The sequence below is a fragment of the Dyella sp. 2HG41-7 genome (assembly GCF_021390675.1).
Lineage (GTDB): Bacteria > Pseudomonadota > Gammaproteobacteria > Xanthomonadales > Rhodanobacteraceae > Dyella_B.
In genome coordinates, this window is the sequence record NZ_JAJEJV010000004.1 from 624,607 (window position 1) to 643,616 (window position 19,010).

Annotated in this window: 16 protein-coding genes; 9 read left to right on the forward strand and 7 right to left on the reverse strand. The window is 61.2% G+C overall.

The window, feature by feature from the left end:
* Positions 1 to 61: 61 nt before the first annotated feature.
* The 4 genes from L0U79_RS04225 to L0U79_RS04240 all read left to right on the forward strand — a co-directional run bounded on the left by L0U79_RS04225 (position 62) and on the right by L0U79_RS04240 (position 6,553).
* Positions 62 to 1,306, forward strand: a complete 1,245-nt coding sequence (locus L0U79_RS04225) for a sterol desaturase family protein (RefSeq protein WP_233840636.1) — start codon at positions 62 to 64, stop codon at positions 1,304 to 1,306.
* 243 nt (positions 1,307 to 1,549) lie between these two features.
* Positions 1,550 to 3,091 carry an amino acid permease gene (locus tag L0U79_RS04230; RefSeq protein ID WP_233840637.1) on the forward strand — a complete coding sequence of 514 codons (1,542 nt, stop codon included), beginning with the start codon at positions 1,550 to 1,552 and terminating at the stop codon, positions 3,089 to 3,091.
* 284 nt (positions 3,092 to 3,375) lie between these two features.
* Positions 3,376 to 5,313, forward strand: a complete 1,938-nt coding sequence (locus L0U79_RS04235; protein WP_345778417.1) for a M61 family peptidase — start codon at positions 3,376 to 3,378, stop codon at positions 5,311 to 5,313.
* 217 nt (positions 5,314 to 5,530) lie between these two features.
* Entirely contained in the window at positions 5,531 to 6,553 is a 1,023-nt protein-coding gene (locus tag L0U79_RS04240; RefSeq protein WP_233840638.1) for an HDOD domain-containing protein, read from the forward strand.
* Positions 6,554 to 6,564: 11 nt separating this feature from the next.
* Here the strand turns inward: L0U79_RS04240 and L0U79_RS04245 are convergent, their stop codons facing one another.
* The gene (locus L0U79_RS04245) at positions 6,565 to 9,051 is read right to left on the reverse strand and encodes a GGDEF and EAL domain-containing protein (RefSeq protein WP_233840639.1); all 2,487 of its coding nucleotides are present in this window, start codon (positions 9,049 to 9,051) and stop codon (positions 6,565 to 6,567) included.
* Between the two features lie 123 nt (positions 9,052 to 9,174).
* Entirely contained in the window at positions 9,175 to 10,317 is a 1,143-nt protein-coding gene (locus L0U79_RS04250; RefSeq protein ID WP_233840640.1) for a hypothetical protein, read from the reverse strand.
* A 125-nt stretch (positions 10,318 to 10,442) separates the two neighbouring features.
* Between L0U79_RS04250 and L0U79_RS04255 the strand changes: the two genes are divergently transcribed.
* Positions 10,443 to 11,729 (forward strand): acetyl-CoA C-acetyltransferase, encoded by a 1,287-nt coding sequence (locus L0U79_RS04255; protein ID WP_233840641.1) that lies wholly within the window; start codon positions 10,443 to 10,445, stop codon positions 11,727 to 11,729.
* A gap of 5 nt (positions 11,730 to 11,734) precedes the next feature.
* Complete coding sequence (locus L0U79_RS04260) at positions 11,735 to 12,253, forward strand: energy transducer TonB (protein ID WP_233840642.1); 519 nt, start codon at positions 11,735 to 11,737, stop codon at positions 12,251 to 12,253.
* A gap of 221 nt (positions 12,254 to 12,474) precedes the next feature.
* Here L0U79_RS04260 and L0U79_RS04265 read toward each other — a convergent pair whose 3' ends face one another.
* The 5 genes from L0U79_RS04265 to L0U79_RS04285 all read right to left on the reverse strand — a co-directional run bounded on the left by L0U79_RS04265 (position 12,475) and on the right by L0U79_RS04285 (position 16,884).
* The gene (locus L0U79_RS04265; RefSeq protein WP_233840643.1) at positions 12,475 to 13,761 is read right to left on the reverse strand and encodes an HDOD domain-containing protein; all 1,287 of its coding nucleotides are present in this window, start codon (positions 13,759 to 13,761) and stop codon (positions 12,475 to 12,477) included.
* Positions 13,762 to 13,838: 77 nt separating this feature from the next.
* Positions 13,839 to 14,285 (reverse strand): flagellar protein FlgN, encoded by a 447-nt coding sequence (locus L0U79_RS04270; protein WP_233840644.1) that lies wholly within the window; start codon positions 14,283 to 14,285, stop codon positions 13,839 to 13,841.
* Positions 14,286 to 14,291: 6 nt separating this feature from the next.
* Entirely contained in the window at positions 14,292 to 14,603 is a 312-nt protein-coding gene (gene flgM, locus L0U79_RS04275) for a flagellar biosynthesis anti-sigma factor FlgM (protein ID WP_233840645.1), read from the reverse strand.
* A gap of 92 nt (positions 14,604 to 14,695) precedes the next feature.
* Positions 14,696 to 15,379: a flagellar basal body P-ring formation chaperone FlgA gene (gene flgA, locus L0U79_RS04280; protein ID WP_233840646.1), complete on the reverse strand. Its 684-nt coding sequence runs from the start codon at positions 15,377 to 15,379 to the stop codon at positions 14,696 to 14,698.
* A gap of 194 nt (positions 15,380 to 15,573) precedes the next feature.
* Positions 15,574 to 16,884 carry a methyl-accepting chemotaxis protein gene (locus tag L0U79_RS04285; RefSeq protein WP_304488646.1) on the reverse strand — a complete coding sequence of 437 codons (1,311 nt, stop codon included), beginning with the start codon at positions 16,882 to 16,884 and terminating at the stop codon, positions 15,574 to 15,576.
* A 159-nt stretch (positions 16,885 to 17,043) separates the two neighbouring features.
* Between L0U79_RS04285 and L0U79_RS04290 the strand changes: the two genes are divergently transcribed.
* The 3 genes from L0U79_RS04290 (at position 17,044) to flgC (ending at position 19,002) form a co-directional block, all read left to right on the forward strand.
* Positions 17,044 to 17,970: a chemotaxis protein gene (locus tag L0U79_RS04290; protein ID WP_233840647.1), complete on the forward strand. Its 927-nt coding sequence runs from the start codon at positions 17,044 to 17,046 to the stop codon at positions 17,968 to 17,970.
* Positions 17,971 to 18,160: 190 nt separating this feature from the next.
* Entirely contained in the window at positions 18,161 to 18,571 is a 411-nt protein-coding gene (gene flgB, locus L0U79_RS04295) for a flagellar basal body rod protein FlgB (RefSeq protein ID WP_233840648.1), read from the forward strand.
* A complete protein-coding gene (gene flgC / locus L0U79_RS04300) occupies positions 18,571 to 19,002 on the forward strand; it encodes a flagellar basal body rod protein FlgC (protein WP_233840649.1) in 432 nt (143 codons plus the stop codon). Before flgB ends, flgC begins: the two co-directional genes overlap by 1 nt.
* The last annotated feature ends 8 nt before the right edge of the window (positions 19,003 to 19,010 follow it).

The following is a 19,010-nucleotide window of genomic DNA, read 5'->3' on the forward strand; positions in this document are numbered from 1 at the left end:
GCGGTTGCGCCGCGCCAATCCGCACGCAGGACCTTAAGACTTGCAGGCATACAGGGGCGAGATGATCACACCGGAACGCATCATGGCCTGGGCGATACCAGGCTTCTTTATCCTGATCGGCATCGAATTGCTGATCGCAAAATGGCGCGGTCGCGATGTCTATTACATCAACGATGCGATCAACAGCTTAGGATTGGGCGTCGTCTCGCAGATCGTCGGCGTATTCACTAAATTGTTCGCCATCGGCATCTACGCGTGGTTCGCCGCGCATGCTGCGCTATGGACGTTGCCGTCGAACAGCATCTGGGTGTGGATCAGCGGGCTGCTCCTCTACGACCTGCTTTATTACTGGTTGCATCGGCTCGGGCATGAAGTGAATGTGCTGTGGGCCGCACACGTAGTGCATCACCAAAGCGAGAGTTACAACCTCACCACCGCGTTGCGTCAAACGGGCAGCGGATTTTTGCTGGGATGGATCGCTTATCTGCCGATGGCTTTGCTCGGTTATCCCACAGAAGTATTCGCCGTTATCGCGATCATCGATATGCTCTACCAATTCTGGGTGCACACCGAAGTGATCGATCGGTTGGGCTGGTTCGATCGCGTGTTCTGTTCACCCTCCAATCATCGCGCGCATCATGCGGTAAACGATCGTTATCTGGACCACAACTACGGCGGCATTTTGATCGTGTGGGACCGTTTGTTCGGCACCTTCGTGGAAGAGAACGACGACGATCCGCCGATCTACGGCACGCGCGCGCCGCTGCAAAGCTGGAATCCGCTGTGGGCGAATGCCGAAGTGTATTGGGCGATGCTCAAAGACAGCTGGCATGCGCGCAGCCTGTTGGACAAGTTGCGCGTGTGGATCAAGCCGCCGGGCTGGCGCCCCGCCGATGTGGCGGCACGTTTCCCGAAATCCGACTTCGATATCGCGCATGCGCGTTTCAACCCACCGATGTCCAAGGCATGGAAGATCTACTGCCTTGTGCAGTTCGCGGTGTTGTTGATGATCGGCGTGCATTTCTTGAATGCCGCACCGAAGTTGGCGCTGGCGCAAGCAGCCGCGTACGCGGTGTATCTGGTTTATAGCTTGTGGACGCTCGGATTTTTGATGGAGGGGCGTCGCATCGGCATATGGCTTGAACTGGCCAGGACGCTTGGAACCGCGATAGCGGTAATGGCAAGCGGACACTGGTTCGGCATGGCGGATCTCAACGCGCAAAGCGTTGCGACGATATCGGCCGTGTTCGGGGTCAGCGTGGTGGCGATGTTGTCGTTGCTCGCCTCGCATCGACGCCTGGCGTAACGCTTGCGAACGCGGTAAGGCGACCCAGACGCGACTCATCAGGAAGTTACCGCGCAGCATGTGCGAACACCGGCTTTCCGCATGCCAGTGTTGCCGTTCGATGGCCTGATGGCGCGCACCGCTTGGCGTCACGGCGCAGCGCAACAGGCGACATCCGTCTAGGAACACTCTCCCGGCCAGGGTGCATGCAAGCGTCGCGCTTTCGCTATGATCGCGTTTTCGCGATTTGGGGAGTCATGGGCGATGCGCTTTCTTAGCCGGATGCTGCGCCATAAATCCGTGGAGCAATTACAAACGGAGGCGGGTCGGCGCGGCGATTTTCGTCGCGTGCTCGGTTTGTGGCAGCTCACCGCCATCGGCATCGGCGGCATTATCGGTGTCGGCATTTTCGTCTTGGCGGGCCAGCAGGCGGCCATGAACGCCGGGCCGGCCGTCGCGCTCAGCTTTATCATCGCTGGCTTCGGCAGCGCATGCGCGGCGTTGTGCTATGCGGAATTCGCCGGGCTGATTCCCGTGACCGGCAGCGCATACACCTACGGTTATGCGGTGCTGGGCGAATTCGTCGCATGGATCATCGGTTGGGACTTGCTGCTGGAATACGCGCTGGTCGTGGCGGTAGTGGCCATCGGTTGGTCCGGTTATGTGCAAGTGTTGCTGGGATCGGTGGGTATCCATCTGCCGGATTGGGCGCAGCAAAGCATGAGCGCGCAGACGATGGAGTATTACCTGCAACAGCTCTTCGGCGTGCACGGTGGGCAGGCGATTGCCGGACCTAGCGATGCGCATCGTTTCAATATCATCGCCGCGGCCATTTCGTTGTTGGTGGCGGCGTTGCTCACTATTCGCACTGAATGGGGTGCGCGCTTCAACACGCTGGTGGTGACGATCAAAGTGATCGGCGTGATGCTGGTGGTGGGCGTGGGCGTGTTCTATATCCATACCGCGAACTGGCAACCCTTTATTCCGGCACGCGTGATCGACGCGCAAGGCGTCGGACATTTCGGCTGGGCTGGCGTGCTGACCGGCGCGAGCGTGGTGTTCTTCGCCGTGTTCGGTTACGACACGTTGACCACCGCGGCAGAAGAAGCCAAGCACCCGCAACGCGATCTTCCTCGCGCGGTGCTGTTGTCGCTGGCGGTGGCGATGGTGCTGTATATCGCGGTGTCGCTGGTGTTGACCGGCATTACGCACTACAGCCATCTCGGTGGCGATGCGTCGGTGTCCGAGGCGTTCGCATCGATCGGTTTGAAATGGGTAAGCGTGACAATCGCCGTGGCGGCGGTGATCGGCGTGACCAGCGTGTTGTTCGCTTTCATGCTTGGCGCCGCGCGTATCTGGTTTGCGTTGGCGCGCGACGGTTTGTTGCCGGCGTGGTTCGCGCATATTCATCCGCGTTTCGGTACGCCGGCGCGGCCGACCGTAATCCTTGGCGTTTTCACGGCCATCGTGGCGGGTCTGCTGCCGATTGGCGAAGTGGCCGAGCTGGTGAATATCGGCACGCTGAGCGCGTTCATCATCATCTGCACCGCCGTATTGGTGCTACGCGTGCGCAAGCCACATGTCGAACGCAGTTTCCGCGCGCCGGCGTTGGCTTTGGTCGCACCGTTGGGCGTGCTGTTTTCCTTGCTGCTGATTTTCGGTGTGCCGTGGTCGGATACGGACGGCTGGCATCGCATCGGCGGTTTGCCGTGGATCACCTTCGAGCGTTTCATCATCTGGATGGTGATCGGTTGCTTGATCTATTTCGGATACGGCATGCGGCATAGTCGGCTGGAACAAAAGTAGGTGCTCGACGTCGTGCGGGATTTTGCCGCAATGCAATAGTCCCGACGCATGGGCGCTCGAACGATTTGTCGCCCCGCAATGCGCTGTCGCACGAAAAAAAAGCCCGGCTAAGCCGGGCTTTTTCGTGGTTTGCGCAAAAGCGTTCGCAACATGACCTCTGGCAGGGGAGGTGCGGTGGGGGCTTGGTTCTACCATGCGGGGCAACCCGCCTGTTGTTCGGCGGTTTTTATCATCCTGCTGTCCTCGCGACTTTCCGCGGGGATAGTGCCTGCCGGAGTCGCCGCGTGAAGTTCCAAACCCTGCGTTTCAGTGTGATCGCCGCCGCCGTGATGGCGGCTTGTACGTTGTCGGCCGCCGCCGTCGCGCAAACCGAAATGGCCGATGCGCCCGCGCCGGTCGATCAATCTTACGCAGGCACGCTGACGGTCGATGTGGATCTCACCGATGCCGGTAAGCGTATTTTCCGTTCGCACGAAACCATTCCGGTCAAAGCCGGCGCGGTCACTTTGTTCTATCCGAAGTGGATTCCTGGCGAACACGCACCATCCGGTCCCGTGCAAAACGTGTCGGGTCTGATCATTCGCGCGAACGGCAAACAGTTGCCGTGGCGTCGAGATCTGCGCGACATGTTCGCCATCCATCTGGACGTGCCCGAAGGCGTGAACCAGCTGGATCTGGAATTTCAGTTCCTGTCGCCCGGCGACGGCGAAGGCAGCAACTTCGGCGCTAGCGCATCGGCGACGCCGGATCTGGTGGACATGGAATTCAACCAGGTCGCGTTCTATCCCGCGGGTTACTACACGCGGCAAATCCAGATTCAACCGACCGTCACGCTGCCGCAAGGCTGGAAGTTCGGTTCGGCGCTGGAAGTGGACAGCCAATCTGGCAACACCGTCCATTTCAAACCGGTGAGCTTCAACAACTTCGTGGATTCGCCGCTGATCGCTGGCGCGCATTTCAATCGCGTCGATCTCGCGCCGGGCGCAAGCGTGCCGGTGCATTTGAATGTCGTCGGCGACGGCGACAAGGACGTCAAGCTTACCGACAAGCAGCTTGAGCAGCAGCGCAACGTGGTGAAGCAGACCAACTTCCTGTTCGGCGCGCACCACTACAGTCACTACGATTTCTTGCTCACGCTGTCCGATCACACCGGTCACTTCGGTTTGGAACACCATCAATCCAGCGACGATCGTCTGCCGGCGAATTTCTTCACCGACGACGACATGCATCTGGTGACCGCCAGCCTGATGCCGCACGAATTCGTGCATTCCTGGAACGGCAAATTCCGCCGTCCGGCCGACTTGTGGACGCCCAACTTCAACATTCCGATGCAAGACGATCTGCTGTGGGTTTACGAAGGTCTTACCGACTACTGGTGCGGCGTGCTCACTGCGCGAGCCGGTTTGTGGACGCCCGAGCAATATCGCGATTCCATCGCCAATATCGCCGGCTCCATGACGTATCGCACCGGACGCGCATGGCGTTCGCTGCAAGACACCGCCGATGCGGCGCCGTTGACGTATTACGGTTCCGAAAGCTGGATCAACTATGTGCGCGACACGGACTTCTATCCGGAAGGCCAGCTGCTGTGGCTCGATGTCGACACCAAGATCCGCGAATTGAGCGGCGGCAAGCATTCGCTCGACGACTTCGCACATGCGTTCTATGGCATGGACAACGGCAGCTACGTCACCAAGACCTACAAGTTCGAGGATGTCGTCAGCACGCTTAACCAGGTGCAGCCGTTCGACTGGGCGAAGTTCCTGCGCGATCGCCTCGATTACACCGGCGCGGATCTGCCCGAGCACGGCATCGAACGCGGCGGTTGGAAGCTGGTGTTCACCGACAAGCAAAACGGCGAAGAAAAAGCCTCCGAAGGCCTGCGTCACGGCGCCGTGAACATGGCGTACTCGGTCGGCATGGTGGTGAACGGCCACGGTCGCATCGCGGACGTGCAGTGGAACGGTCCGGCGTTCAAGGCCGGCTTGGTGCCGGGCCTGACCATCGTGGCGGTCAACGGCCACGATTACTCCGGCGAAGTGCTGAAAGATGCCGTGACAGCCGCCAAGACTTCGCAAGCGCCGATCGAATTGCTGGTGAAGAACGTCGACGTGTACAGCACGGTGAAGGTCGACTACCACGAGGGCCTGCGTTACCCGCATCTGGTGCGTGGCGATGGCAAGGACTTGATGGGGGCGATTCTCGCTCCGCGTAGTAAGTAACTCCTAGCGAATGACATCCCGCTCCCTCCCCTACGTGCAGTAGGGGAGGGCTGGGGGGGGAAGTCCATGGGCTCGCGCAGTATCCATACTGCGCGGCAAGCACACGCAACCCCGCCCCAACCCTCCCCTGCAAACAGGGGAGGGAGCGCCAGTGTTAAGGCCCAGCCCATCCTGCCGATAACCATCCGTACGGGGACAACCTTCGGATCGGATAGACATGGCTGCCTTCTGGAAACGACTGTTTGCGCGCGAGGAACCGCCGAAAGAACGGCCGCGTTTCAGCGTGGTGCTGCCGTGGCCGGAAGAGTCGGCGCCGCAAGAGAAAGTCGCTGCGCTGAGCACCGCCGATATCCAGGACTGGTTCTATCGCCTGGTGCTCGGCATGCCCGGTTCCGATGTCGTCGACTGGCGTCCGCAGGAGCAGGTGATGCTCCGGCGCTTGGACGAGTTGTGTGGCGGCGACCGCTTCGATATCGCCAGCTTGCCGCGCTTGCCGGAAGTGTTGCCGCAACTCTTGCGCTTGCTTAAAAGCGAAAACTCCGACGGCATCAAGATCACCAAGCTGATCGGGCGCGATCCGGTGCTGGTCGGCGAAGTGATGCGAGTCAGCCGCAGCGCGCATTACCGCACGGCCCGACCGATCACCAGTTTGCAGCACGCCGTAGTGTTGCTGGGTCACGATGGCCTGCGTCAGATGGTCACGCAACACGTGATGAAACCGATCTTGCAAGCCAGTGCGGGCATGCTCGGACATTCGGCGGGTCAGCGTTTGTGGGATCACGCGGAACGCTGCGCGCATGCTTGCATGTATATGGCCAAGGGCCAGGGCGATTCGTTCGAAGCGTATCTCGCCGGCATGGTTTGCAATGCTGGCGTCGGCGCGATGGTGCGTGTGCTCGATCAAGAGGCGCCGCCCACGCTCGGCGTTTTCAGCCGCTCCTTCCTTAATGGTTACAGTCATCTGGCGAATCATCTGTCGCTGCGCGCTGCGCGGCACTGGGAGTTGCCGCCGAACGTCATCGAAGCCTTGCGCGAGCGTTTGGAAAACCGCGGCAAGCCGGTCGTTACCGAACTTGGCAAAGCCTTGCTCGCCGCCGATCACCTGGCGATGATCCAATTGCTGGCCGACAACCACGTGATCGATCGCGCGACCCCTCCTGCGCCGGAACGCGCGGACCGATTGCCGGATATCCTGGTCGATCGCGCGCAACAGGATTTGCGTCGCGCATTTCGGCAGTGATGCGTTAAACGTCAGCCGACGTTTACGATCAGCCGCTCCTGCAATTTCTCCGCCTTCATCGGCGCGCCGAACAAAAAGCCCTGCATCTGCGAGCAACCAGCTTCGCGCAGGAACGCACTCTGCGGTTCGGTCTCCACGCCTTCGGCGATCACGTCTTTATTGAGGCTGCGCGCCATCGCGATGATGGCGCTGGTGATCGCGGCAGTTTCCGCGTCTTGCGTGATATCGCGCACGAAAGCGCGGTCGATCTTCAGCGCATCGACCGGGAAATGTTTGAGATAGGAAAGGCTGCTGTAGCCCATGCCGAAATCGTCCAGCGACAAACGCACGCCGCGTTGGCGAATGCGACGCAACAGACGAATGGTGCCGTCGCCGCCGCTCATCATGGTGCGCTCGGTCAATTCCAGTTCCAGCAAATGCGGATCGAGTCCGGTTTCATTGAGAATGCTATCGAGCCGCTCGTAGAAACCGGCGTATTGGAATTGCAGCGGCGATACGTTTACCGATACCGGGATGGGATAGCCGTCGCGCTGCCAAGTGCGCGCCTGCATGCAGGCCTCGCGCAGCGCCCACGTGCCGATGGATACGATCAAACCGGTGTCTTCAGCGACCGGAATAAACTGATCCGGCGAAAACACTTCCTCGCCATTGCGATGCAGGCGCAATAACGCTTCAGCGCCCACGATGTGGTGCTGTTTCGCATCCACCTTGGGCTGATAGTGCAGCGAGAGTTCGCCGTGCGCGAGCGCATGACGAAGCACGTTTTCGATGCGCTGGCTCGCGGCCGAACGCTGGCTCATCTCCGGCGCGTAGAAACAATAGCCGTGACGACCTTGCGTCTTGACCTCGTACATCGCCGCGTCCGCGGCGCGCACCAGCGAATCGGGTTCGGTGCCGTCGCGCGGAAACATGCTGATGCCGATGCTTGCGCGAATATCCAGTTGCGGCAGATGCGAAATATGCGTCTGCGCGCAGGCATCGAGCAGCTTGCGCGCGAACGCGGCGGCGTCGTCCGCATCGTCCACGCGCGGCAGCAGCACCACGAATTCGTCGCCGTTATGGCGGAACGCGATATCTTCGCTATCGCGCAGCGCGCTGCGAATCTGATGCGCCACCGCTTGCAACACTTGATCGCCGACGCCATGGCCCAGCGTATCGTTGACGCGGCGGAAATGATCCAAGTCGATATACAGCACCGCGCATTGACGATGCCGCTGCGTCGCCATCGCGGTGGCTTGTTCGATGCGCGCGTACAGCAGGCTGCGATTGGGTAGGCCGGTGAGCGTATCGTGCTGCGCCAGTTGAATCATCTTCAGCGCGAGCGTGCGGTTTTCGCTGATGTCGTGACACACCAGCACGCCGCCGGTGACGTTGCCGGTGTGATCGTGAATCAGCGCGGCGGAGGTTTCGATCGGCGTTTCGAAACCGTTGCGATGTAGCAGTATCGCCCTGCCGCTGAAATCCACGATGGCGTTGCGGCGCAGCGCCTGACGCAAGGGATTATCCAGCGGTTGCCGATTGTTGATATCGCGCAGGCGAAACACATCGTCGAGCGCGCTGCCCTTGGCTTCCGCGTTGGACCAGCCGGTCATCGCTTCCGCGATGGGATTCAGCGAGGTGATCGTCAGGTTGATATCGGTGGTGATCACCGCATCGCCGATCGAATTCAAGGTGACTTCGGCGAGTTGGCGTTCGCGAAACAGCGCTTCTTCGTATTGCTTGCGCTTGGTGATGTCCTGCACCTGGCTCACGACGTAGTTGAGCTGGCCGGCATCGTTGCGCACCTGCGACACGGCGAGCAGCACGTGCACGACATGGCCGTCGCGATGGACGTAACGCTTTTCGGTATGAAAGGCTTCGCGCCTGCCGCTGGTGATCTGCGAAGCGAACGCTTCGCTGACGGCCACATCATCCGGATGCGTCACGTCGCGCCAGGTCATCGCGCGCATCTGCGCTTCCGTGTAGCCGAGCATCGCGCACAGCGCTTCGTTCACGCGTTGATAGCGGCCGTCGGGAAGGATCAGCGCCATGCCGACCGCGGCGTGTTGAAAGGCTTGCGAAAAGCGTTGTTCGCTTTCGCGCAACTGTTCTTCGAGCGCGTGCCGTTCGGTGATATCGGTGAAGACTGTGAGCACGCCGCGCAACTGACCGTTCGTATCGCGATCCGGCGTGAAGCTGCCGTGCACGTAACGACGCTGAGGGCGATTGAAGAGCTCGCCTTCATACGTGGAAGCCTGTCCACCCAGCGCCTGCAACAACGCTGCGCGAACGCGCAAATAACTTTCCGGATCGAGCGCTTCGCTGACCAGCTTGCCCATGATGTCGTTGGGATCGATATCAAACCAGCGCCGATGAGCCTCGTTGGCGAAGACGAAGCGTTCCTGCGTATCGATATACGTCATCAGCGCCGGAACGCTCTGCACCACATGCGCAAGCAGGTTCTTCCCGGAATTCGGGGACAGCGTATCGTCTTCGACGGAGCGCGTTACCTTGGCCATACGGTTCCGGTTCAACCGCGTATCGACACATCATGCGCCGGGCGGTGTCGCGATTGCACCATGTTTTTGACCATACGCGCCATACATCGGCTTATCCAAAACGACGCGAAATGCGCGGTCAGCTCAGTGCAAGGCCGTGTCCGGTGCGGCGAGCAGGCCATTTTCGTCCAGCTGAATGCGACCGAGCGCATGCAGATCGCTGGCTGTGCCGAAACGGTCCGCCAACGTGGCGATAAGTTGACCAAGCGCAGCCGGTTGCAGGGGATAACCGTGGGCCAGGATGCGGGCGCGACCCCCCGATCCGCGCTGAGCGACCGTTACGGCGACCACACCCAATCCGGCGGCCTCGTGCGCGAACAACGTTGGGGCGTCATAGCCGGCATCCGTATCAGCCAGGATTTCGGCCAACCATCCGTCACCGTGCAGATACTGCGTGGACGCAACGCCATCCAGCTGCAGCGGAATGCCATGCGCCTGCAGCAAGGCCGCGTATTGGCGCAATTCGAATACCGCGCCGGCAAATGCGTGACCGCGCTCGGACATATCTATGGATTGTTCGCCCAACCACTGCGCCGGCGACTGCATCCACGCTTTGCCGTCGGCATAGCGCAGCGCAAGGCCGCGTGCGCTCAGTGCGGTTTCGGGCTGATAGGGCGTGAGCATCGCCGCTTCCAGCAACTGCCATAACGGGGCCAGATTGACGTGTTCGTACTGCACGCAAGTCAGCGCGAGCAGATCGTTGCGGCTGAGGTAACGCGCGTGCTCCAGCCGTACACCGAAATGGCGCATCAACCAGTCCGCGGTCTGCGCGCCGGCTTCGCCGCGACCGACCAATTCCACTTCCAGACGTTCGGACAAGGCGTCGGCGATGTCCTCGTTCGCAAGCACACTCAAGGGAAGCAAGCGCATCGGGCCATCGGCGTACGCCGGGTCCGGCTCCAGCGGCTGGGCCGGCATGCGGCCTTCGTGATGGCCGAACGCCACCACATTTTCCAGCTGGCCGCGCGGAACCCTTCTGGCTAGCTCATCCAGCGTCGCCCACACGGGAAAACCGGGGCGCAGCAACTCCACCGCATCGAACGCGGCGCCACCCAGGGTCAATCGGGCCTGCGCAACCTCCGGAACCAGCGCATGCAGATCCTCCGCCACCAGCGCCGCCAATTCGGCGGCTTCGTCGCGGCTCAGGCTCCATCGCTGCGGATGTTCGCCGGCGGACAGTTCCAGGGCCAAAACGGCGGGCAGGGCTTGCAGCGAACCGGATTCCACGCGGGTACACCATTTATAAAGCGGGTCGTAATTCTAACATTCGTTAAGTGGCCGAGAATTTGGGCTTTCGCCGGGGGTCTGGGCGGGTTAGCCTTGCTGAACTGGTATTTGGATCAAGTCTTTTTATGGAAAACACGCAGCAGCGCGTTGGCGTCATCGGCGGTGTACGCATCCCGTTTTGTCGCAACAACACTGCCTATGCGGACGTCGGCAACTTCGGCATGTCGGTGAAGGTGCTCGGTGCGCTGGTCGAGCGCTTCGGGCTGCACGGCGTGGAGTTGGGCGAAGTGGCCATGGGGGCGGTGATCAAGCATTCCTCCGAGTGGAACCTGGCCCGCGAAGCCTTGCTCAGCTCCGGCCTGGCCCCGACCACCCCCGGCATCACCACCGCGCGCGCCTGCGGCACCTCGCTGGACAACGCCATCATCGTCGCCAACAAGATCGCCGTCGGGCAGATCGAGGCGGGCATTGCCGGCGGCTCGGATACCACCAGCGACGTGCCGATCGTCTACAGCCAGCGTTTGCGCAAACGTCTGTTGGCGGTCAATCGCGCCAAGACGCCGATGGAAAAACTGAAAACCGCCGCTCGCGGTTTTTCTTTCAGCGAATTGAAACCCTCGTTTCCCGGCGTGGCCGAGCCACGCACCGGCATGTCGATGGGCGATCACTGCGAAAAGATGGCGCGCGAATGGCACGTCGGTCGCGAAGACCAGGATCGCATCGCGCTGGAAAGCCATCGCAAGCTTGCAGCCGCCTACGACGCGGGTTTCTTCGATGATCTGGTCGTACCGTTTCGCGGCATCAAGCGCGACGGTTTTCTGCGCGCCGACAGCACGATGGAAAAACTCGCCGCGTTGAAGCCGGCGTTCGACAAAACGTCCGGCATGGGCACGCTCACCGCCGGCAATTCAACGGGTCTATCCGACGGCGCCGCGGCGGTGTTGCTGGGCAGCGATGCGTGGGCGGCCAAGCGCGGCCTGAAAATCCAGGCGTATCTGCGCGATGCGGAAGTCGCCGCGGTGGATTTCGTGCACGGCGAAGGCTTGTTGATGGCGCCGACCATCGCTGTGCCGCGCATGCTGGCGCGGCATGGACTTACGCTGCAGGATTTCGATTTCTACGAAATCCACGAAGCGTTCGCGGCGCAAGTGCTATGCACCTTGCGTGCATGGGAATCGGCCGACTACTGCAAACATCGCCTGGGTCTGGATGCGCCGTTCGGCAGCATCGATCCGGCCAAGCTCAACGTGCACGGTTCCAGTCTCGCCGTGGGGCATCCGTTTGCCGCCACCGGCGCGCGCATCATCGCCACGCTGGCAAAGATGCTGGAACAGAAAGGCTCGGGGCGCGGTTTGATTTCCATCTGCACCGCGGGCGGCATGGGCGTAACGGCGATTCTGGAAAGGCCGTAGCCGTCATGCCGAAGTTACGCGTCACCGCGACGTTGAGTTTGCTTACGCTGGCGATCGGTACGGCCGGCACCGCGTGGCTGACCGAACTCACCGAAGGACGCGCGGACGCGCCGGCCGTGGGCCATCGCGTCGCGCATGCGCTGGCGGTGCATCGTCATCACGAACATACGATCAAGCGGCCTGTCGTGGTGCAGCGACAACACTATGCGTCCGCCATCGCCTCGGCGACGCCAGCAGCTCCGGCGAACGCCGACGACACACTGGTTCCGATTTCCACGCCGACGACGTCGTTACCGGGCGGAAGCTCGGAAGATCACGCCACCGGCAATGTCGTGTTGCATCTGGTCGTCGACGGGCAGGGCGATGTGACGCAGGCATCGATCGCGCAATCCAGCGGCGATCATGTGCTCGATGCCAATGCGATGGAGATCGCGCGGCATTGGCGGTTTGCGGTGCCGATGAATCATCCGCAAGGCGTGAGCGGAGACTTGACGTTGCGGTTTACGGGGCAGTCGGCGTCGTAGGCGCGGATTTAATAGCGGTAATCGCTGTGAACGTCACACCCACCGATCGTCATTCCGGCGAAGGCCGGAATCCAATACAAACTCGTTGTGCGCAGCACTCAACATAAAAAATGTTCGGTGTGCTTCGCACAGCGTATTTAGACTGGATTCCGGCCTTCGCCGGAATGACGACATACTTCGAATTAGCTTCGATGTTAGCGATGCACCAACGGCACGTCGCTTCAATGCGTACGCTGCTCCGCAAACGAGTAAACCTGATCGGCCCACTGCGTTGCTTCGAAATACGCGCCCGCCATCTTGCGAATGTTTTGCGGCTGCATCTGCAGCTGCTGCAGATTGCCGTTCTCCCACGTGGTGACCTGGCCGAGCAATGGCGCGAACGGTCCGCGGTCTTCCACCAGGGCTTGGCGAATTTCCGGCGCGAGCGGCAGATGGCTCAGCACGAATTCCATCGGTGCGCACAACAGCGTGTCGAGCAACGAGAGCAAACCGGCCATAAAGGCCATTTCCTGCTGTTCGGTCGGCATGCCTTGCGCCAGTTTCTCGCACATATGCGCGCGAATCAGCGCGGTGCGAAGCAGCTCCGGCGGACGATCGTCCATGCTGCTCAGCGCCATCGTGTTAATCCAGTTGCGCAGCCGCGCGACACCGAAAAAGATGGCGGCTTGCTGGATCGATTTCAGTTGTCGGGGCAACGCGAAGTAGGCGGAATTTACGCAACCCAAGAGTTTGTAGCTAAGTACCGCGTCGTCACGAATGATTTCGCCCAATTCCACCGGACCGGCGTGCTGTTCCTGCAAGGCGCTCATCAGGCGCAGCAGGCTCAGACGATTGGGCGTAAGCACCGGCACTTCGATCTGTTGCGGGACCAGCAAGTAGCGACCCTGGATCGCCTGGAACGGCAGATTCTTGCAGCGCCCGTAGGTGAGGTGATCGTCGACATTGTTTGCGATCACGCCAAGTCCACGCTCGAACAATTGTTTGCAACGCGTCGCCAGCGTGTCGGCGTCGAGTTTCTTCGCGTCGATGCGCACGTAACTGGCTAAGCGAAGCAGCGGTTCCAACGAACCGTGCGGCTGGATGGAGCTGGGATCGATATCGCCCAGATCGAGCAGCAACGCGCAATTGCGCAGCGACAGTTGCTGCAGACGTTGCAGCACGGCCGTATCGCGCACGTGGATCGGATCGATGATCACGCCCAGGCGCGGCGTGTGCGCCAGGATATCGGTTTGTTCCAGCAGCAGCTGGCGCGGCAGGCGCATAAAGGCGCGGTTGCCGCGCACCAGTCGCGTGATCGCGCCATCGGTAATGCCGGAAAGTACGCCGCCCGTCAGCGTGGTGTCGGCGTCGGTGCCTGCGCCCTGGCGGTAGAACACCAATTCGTAGGCGAAGAGTTCTTCGTCGCGATCGAGCATCGGATTGCGCACGACCGGAAGCAGCATGTCACTGAGTGGAGAGCCTTCCTTGCTCGATGGCGTTGTCGCGGAAGCAGCTGTACTCGTCGTCATGTTAGCGATACCGAACGTGAGGTGAAGCAAGTGCTACGAATCGAGCACCTCGACCGCGGTGCCCGGGGAGTTTCTTTTTATGCTTGGGCGAGCTGCACAGAGCGGTGGTTGTCGTGCAACGCGCCGTTTTGCCCGTACGTTCCGTTCGGCGCATCGGTGCCGGTGAGTACGGACAGCGCACGCCTTACCTGCGCCAGTCGTTGTCCCACCAGCGCACCGTTGCGCAGGTTTTTATCGCGACAGGTCGACAACGATTTGAGCAGTTCGCGCCATTGTGGATCGACTTGTTGCGCGGCTTCGGCAGAGGTGCTGCTCAGGTGCAGACGTTCCACATCCAGCTGCTCGAGTCGGCGCATCAGCATCTGCTTGGCTTCACCCGCGCGATTGAGCGCTTTGGCGTCGGCGCAATTAAGCGCTTCGTGCTCCTCGTCCAGGACGTGGATGAGCTGCGTGGTGGTCGCGCTCATCTCGTCCAGAACGGTGCGCAACGCGACACCGAGTTCGGCCTGCAGATTCGGGCTCATACGTGCTTACTTCTTGCCGCCGATCTGGTTTTCGAGGGAGGTCAGCTTGCTGGCGATCGCGTTCGGGTCGACCTTGTACGTGCCGGCAGCCAGCGATTGCTTGATCTGCTCGACGCGGGCGGTGTCGACCGGAGCGTCGGTGCTGCTCGCCTGATGAAGGGCGCGCGCCGAGTCGGTCAGCTGGACGCTGTCGTTCGCCTGCGGCGCCGAAGTGCTGGCGGCAGACGTGGTCGACGCGGCCTGGCCGGCGCTGTTGTCGGCGCTGGTGGTCGCAAGCGGCAGCTGCGGTAAACCGTTGGACGAAATGGTTGTATTCATGGCTTCTAGTGGTCTCTCAATAAACCCCTGCATGATGGGTATCGGCGTCCCCGGAGAAAACTTTAATCTGCCGATTCGCTCAGTATCTCGGTTTAAGGGAGCGCCTGCACCTGCCCGGCCGCAATCACTATCCCATTGATAATTCGGCCGGAATTGGCATTGCGCACGCGCAGGCGGGCGCCGGTGTCGCCGCCGTCCAGCGCCATGCCCGAGGTTCGCACCTCGATGCCGTCGAGCTGGGCCACAAGCTGAACTTCTTCCCCGGAGTGCACCGTTTCCCGGCCGTTGAAGTCGCCCGGCTCCAGCACCACGCCCGCGATTAGTGGCCGGCCCAGCGAGTGGCCGAGGATCTGATCGAGCGCCTCGATATAGCCGTAGCCCAGCCGAGCGATATCGCGTTCTTCCACGTGCACGTCACTGGGACCAAGCATGTCGCCGCGCGCGAGCGGTCGGGTTGTCACCAAGACATTGCGAAACACCTGCATCTGCACCGGCACCTGGATGGTCCAGCCCGGCGTGCCCGTACAACTTACCGCCACCGCTACGCGCGATGGCGTGCCCTGGCGCATCGGCAAGCGCGTTTGCAACGCCGTTGCGCAGGGTTTCAAGCGCAGTCGCGGATTGAGTTGCGTCGGAACGATCACCACGCGATTGCCCGCGCTGCCGTATTGCGCGCGAACCGCCTGTTCGGCGGCAGCGCGCAGATCGGTGGGCGTGGTGTCGGCGTGCGCCGTGCTTAGAATCGAGAGCCCCAACAATGCCGTGCACACATGCATCGTTCGCTTTGCAGCCCCCACTTGCGCCTCGCCGTCATTCCGGCGAAGGCCGGAATCCAGTTTGAATACGTCGTGCGAAGCACTCAAAATATTTTTTATGTTGAGTGCTCCGCACAGCACGTTCGTACTGGATTCCGGCCTTCGCCGGAATGACGAGCGAAAGCTCGAGGCAAGAAGAGGGCCGCCAAAGAATTTCATGGAAGATCGTCGGCCAACATCGCGGCAAGCTGGTTGTTGATCGCGTCGCGCTCGCTTTCCAACTTGTGGGACATCTGCGTCGCCATCTCGACCTGGCCGTTGCCCAGCAATTCGAGGAACGCTTCGCCGTGTTCGCGCAAACGCTTCGCCGATTCGTGCAAGCCCGCGTTCGACGGATGATGAGCGTGACGCGCGGTCAACCGCTCCAGGCTGCGCTTGAGCACATCGGTGTCGAACCAGCGGCTATCGAGCGAGGTCGGTTCCTGCAGCGCCAATTCCATGCTCTGACGCAAACCGATCACCGACTCGCGCACGGTCAAGCTGAGGCTGGCGATATCGTTGCCGCTTTCGCCTTCCAGCCAGCTCAAGCACGAACGATGCGCGAGCGCGGCCGCGCGACTAAGCGCTTCGCCGTGACGCCGCGTTTCGTATGCACGTCGCTGCAACGCGCCGAGCGTCGCCTTCAACGTGGTGGCGCGCACATGCACGGCGTCCTGATTTTCGCGCAGGGAGCGCAGGCGTTCGCCCGTGCCCTGCAAGCTGCTACTACCTTGCTGCAAGCTGCGTTCGGTTTCGGCGACGCCGGTCTGCGCGCGTTCCAAGCGCTGCAAACTCTGCTGCACGTTGCCGTTCATTTGCAGCGAAAATTCGCCGATCGAGCTGGTGACGGTTTCGATTTCCGCCGTCGCCTGCGCAGTTTTTTCGGCGAGTTGTTTCACTTCGTCGGCCACCACGGCAAAGCCGCGGCCGGCGTCGCCCGCGCGCGCCGCTTCGATGGCGGCGTTCAGGGCGACCAGGTTGGTCTGATGCGCGATGTCCTGCACGCTGGTGGTCAGCGCGCGGATCTGCGCCACTTGTTCGGTCAGTTGGCTCTGGCTCTGATTCATCGCCGACAGCGCGCTGCGCAGCAGGCGAAGCTGGCCGTTGAGCTCGCTCACGTTGGTCGAGCTTTGTTCGCCCGCCTTGGTGGCCTGGTCGATGCCACCTTGCGCCTGCTGCAGGGTCGTCGACATGCCGGCGCTGCCGTCCGTCAACTGTCCGACGCTGTCGCGCGTCTCGCCGATGGATTGCTCCAGCGAGGATTGTTCGCGGTGCAGCGTCTGTGAGTGCGTCAGCACCAGACTTTGCTGCTCCAGGGATTGCAAGGCGACCGCCGCCGGCGCGCGCGGCGCCAACCGTGCAAACACGGGCGCGAGCAGCTTGGCCGCGGCAGGATGCTTGCGGCTCAACGACGCCACGGTGGCGTCGTCGCCGGCAAGGGCGGCATTGATAAGGGCGGCCACGGGCTGGCTGCGGATGAGGCTCATAGACAAGCAGTTCCGTTTATAGGTATTCGAACATCGGCGGAAAAGTTCGAAAGTTGAGGAAGCAAGTGATGTGCCACCGCAGACGCCGCGTCGCACATCTCAAGTCGGCCCCGCGAACGCCGATAACCCCCAAGTCTTACTTCGCATCACAGGAATCCCATGAGCGGCGCCGCATTGCTGGACAGCGTGGAAAGTCACACCCGTCTGGCCGGGCACAATCGTGTGGCCATGCTGCTGTTTCGCCTCGGCGACAAGCAGCTGTTCGGCATCAACGTGTTCAAAGTGCGCGAGGTCTTGCGCAAGCCGCCGATGGAAAAGCTGCCGGGCATGCATGAATGGCTGGCCGGAAGCTTCGATTACCGCGGAAAAACCATCCCCGCCATCGACTTGGCGCAGGCCATGGGCTATGCGCCCCTGGGCGATAACGATACGGCGCACTTGGTGGTGACCGAATTCAGCCGCTCTATGCAGGGCTTTCTGGTGGCGGATTTCCAACGCATCGTGCATTGCACCGGCGAATCGTTGGAAGCACCGTCCACCACCCTGGGTTTCGGCAATCGCGTGAATGCAGTGACGCGCATCGACGGCCAGTTGATGGCCGTGATCGATGTGGAACAGGTACTCGCCAGCATCGACGGCGCCGCGGCGGAGGTCTCGGCGCATATCCAGCATCAAGCCGAGCACCGGCCGGCAGCGCAAAGGCGCGTACTCATCGTTGACGATTCCACCGTCGCTCGCCAGCGTGTCGTCGCCGTGCTCAAGCACCTGAATGTCGAATGCGTGATCGCGCAAGACGGCCAGGAAGCGCTGGAATTTCTCAACGACGCGACGGAAGGCGGCAGCGAACAAGTCGGCCTGGTGATTTCCGATATCGAAATGCCTCGTCTCGACGGTTACGCGCTCACGCGCGCCGTGCGCGAAACGCCGGCGCTGCGCCAACTCAAAGTGGTGTTGCACAGCTCATTAAGTGGTGTGTTCAACGAAGCGCTGGTGCGCGACGTGGGCGCCGACCGCTTTATTGCGAAGTTCCAGCCCGACTTGTTAGCTAAAACCGTCTTGGAGCTAATGGACCCGTCAACAAATTGACGGGGTTTCGCCTGAAAAGGTGATGTCGGGATTCCGTCCCGGCGCGCCGGTATAACGTCGCGACGGCGTTCGCGAGTTTCGCGCGTGCGGCCGCAAATGGCCGCGCCATGCGGTTTCGGCCGCCTTGTCAAGTCGTGGCATACAACTTGCTCATCACCCTGCAAGCAGTCGTCGCTGCGGGGAATCCGACATGAGCAACACACTCGACAACGCATTCGGTTTAAGTAGCCAGGCCCTGGAGGTTTGGCAGCGCCGTTCCGAAGTGATTGCGTCGAACATTGCCAACGCCGATACGCCTAATTATCAGGCGCGCGACGTCGATTTTCGCCAAGTGCTGCAGCAAGCCAGCGGCAGCGGCGATGGCCAATCGCTTGCATTGAGCACGCCAACAGCCGGTCAGATCGACACGACCACGCAATCGGCCGACGCGCTCAAGTATCGCGTACCGCTGCAACCGAGCATGGACGGCAACACCGTCGATGCGCAGGTCGAGCAAGGCGCATTCGCCAGCAACATGGTGCATTACCAAGCCAGCCTTAGCTTCATCAACAGTCAGATTCAAACGTTGCGCCTGGCCATCAACGGTGGAGGACAAGGCTAATGTCGCTGATGAAGATCTTCGATACTGCCGGCTCCGGCATGGCCGCGGAAACGCTGCGACTCAATACCGTCGCCAGCAACCTCGCCAACGCCAACAGCGTCAGCAACAGTCCCGACTCCGCGTACAAAGCGAAAGAAGTGCTGTTTGCGCCGGTGCTGCAAGCGCAAGGCGGCCTCGCCTCGCAAGGCGCCGAAGAAGGCGCGACCGGTGTGCGCATGATGGGCGTCACCGAAAGCCAGCAACCGGTCGAAACCAACTACGAGCCCGGCAATCCGATGGCCGACGCCAACGGTTATGTCTACGGCACCAACGTCAATCCCATCGACGAGTTGGTGAACATGATTTCCGCTTCCCGTTCGTATCAGAACAACGTGGAAGTGATGAATACCACCAAGCAACTCATGATCAAGACGATTGATCTGGGCAGCTGATCCGGAGT

Bases quoted from the DNA above. Each gene is read 5' to 3' on its own strand.
- flgM (WP_233840645.1), bottom strand. From the start codon at position 14,603: ATGAATACAACCATTTCGTCCAACGGTTTACCGCAGCTGCCGCTTGCG.
- flgB (WP_233840648.1), top strand. From the start codon at position 18,161: ATGAGCAACACACTCGACAACGCATTCGGTTTAAGTAGCCAGGCCCTG.
- flgC (WP_233840649.1), top strand. From the start codon at position 18,571: ATGTCGCTGATGAAGATCTTCGATACTGCCGGCTCCGGCATGGCCGCG.
- L0U79_RS04255 (WP_233840641.1), top strand. From the start codon at position 10,443: ATGGAAAACACGCAGCAGCGCGTTGGCGTCATCGGCGGTGTACGCATC.
- L0U79_RS04285 (WP_304488646.1), bottom strand. From the start codon at position 16,884: ATGAGCCTCATCCGCAGCCAGCCCGTGGCCGCCCTTATCAATGCCGCC.
- L0U79_RS04240 (WP_233840638.1), top strand. From the start codon at position 5,531: ATGGCTGCCTTCTGGAAACGACTGTTTGCGCGCGAGGAACCGCCGAAA.
- flgA (WP_233840646.1), bottom strand. From the start codon at position 15,379: ATGCATGTGTGCACGGCATTGTTGGGGCTCTCGATTCTAAGCACGGCG.
- L0U79_RS04230 (WP_233840637.1), top strand. From the start codon at position 1,550: ATGCGCTTTCTTAGCCGGATGCTGCGCCATAAATCCGTGGAGCAATTA.
- L0U79_RS04225 (WP_233840636.1), top strand. From the start codon at position 62: ATGATCACACCGGAACGCATCATGGCCTGGGCGATACCAGGCTTCTTT.
- L0U79_RS04265 (WP_233840643.1), bottom strand. From the start codon at position 13,761: ATGACGACGAGTACAGCTGCTTCCGCGACAACGCCATCGAGCAAGGAA.
- L0U79_RS04260 (WP_233840642.1), top strand. From the start codon at position 11,735: ATGCCGAAGTTACGCGTCACCGCGACGTTGAGTTTGCTTACGCTGGCG.
- L0U79_RS04270 (WP_233840644.1), bottom strand. From the start codon at position 14,285: ATGAGCCCGAATCTGCAGGCCGAACTCGGTGTCGCGTTGCGCACCGTT.
- L0U79_RS04290 (WP_233840647.1), top strand. From the start codon at position 17,044: ATGAGCGGCGCCGCATTGCTGGACAGCGTGGAAAGTCACACCCGTCTG.
- L0U79_RS04245 (WP_233840639.1), bottom strand. From the start codon at position 9,051: ATGGCCAAGGTAACGCGCTCCGTCGAAGACGATACGCTGTCCCCGAAT.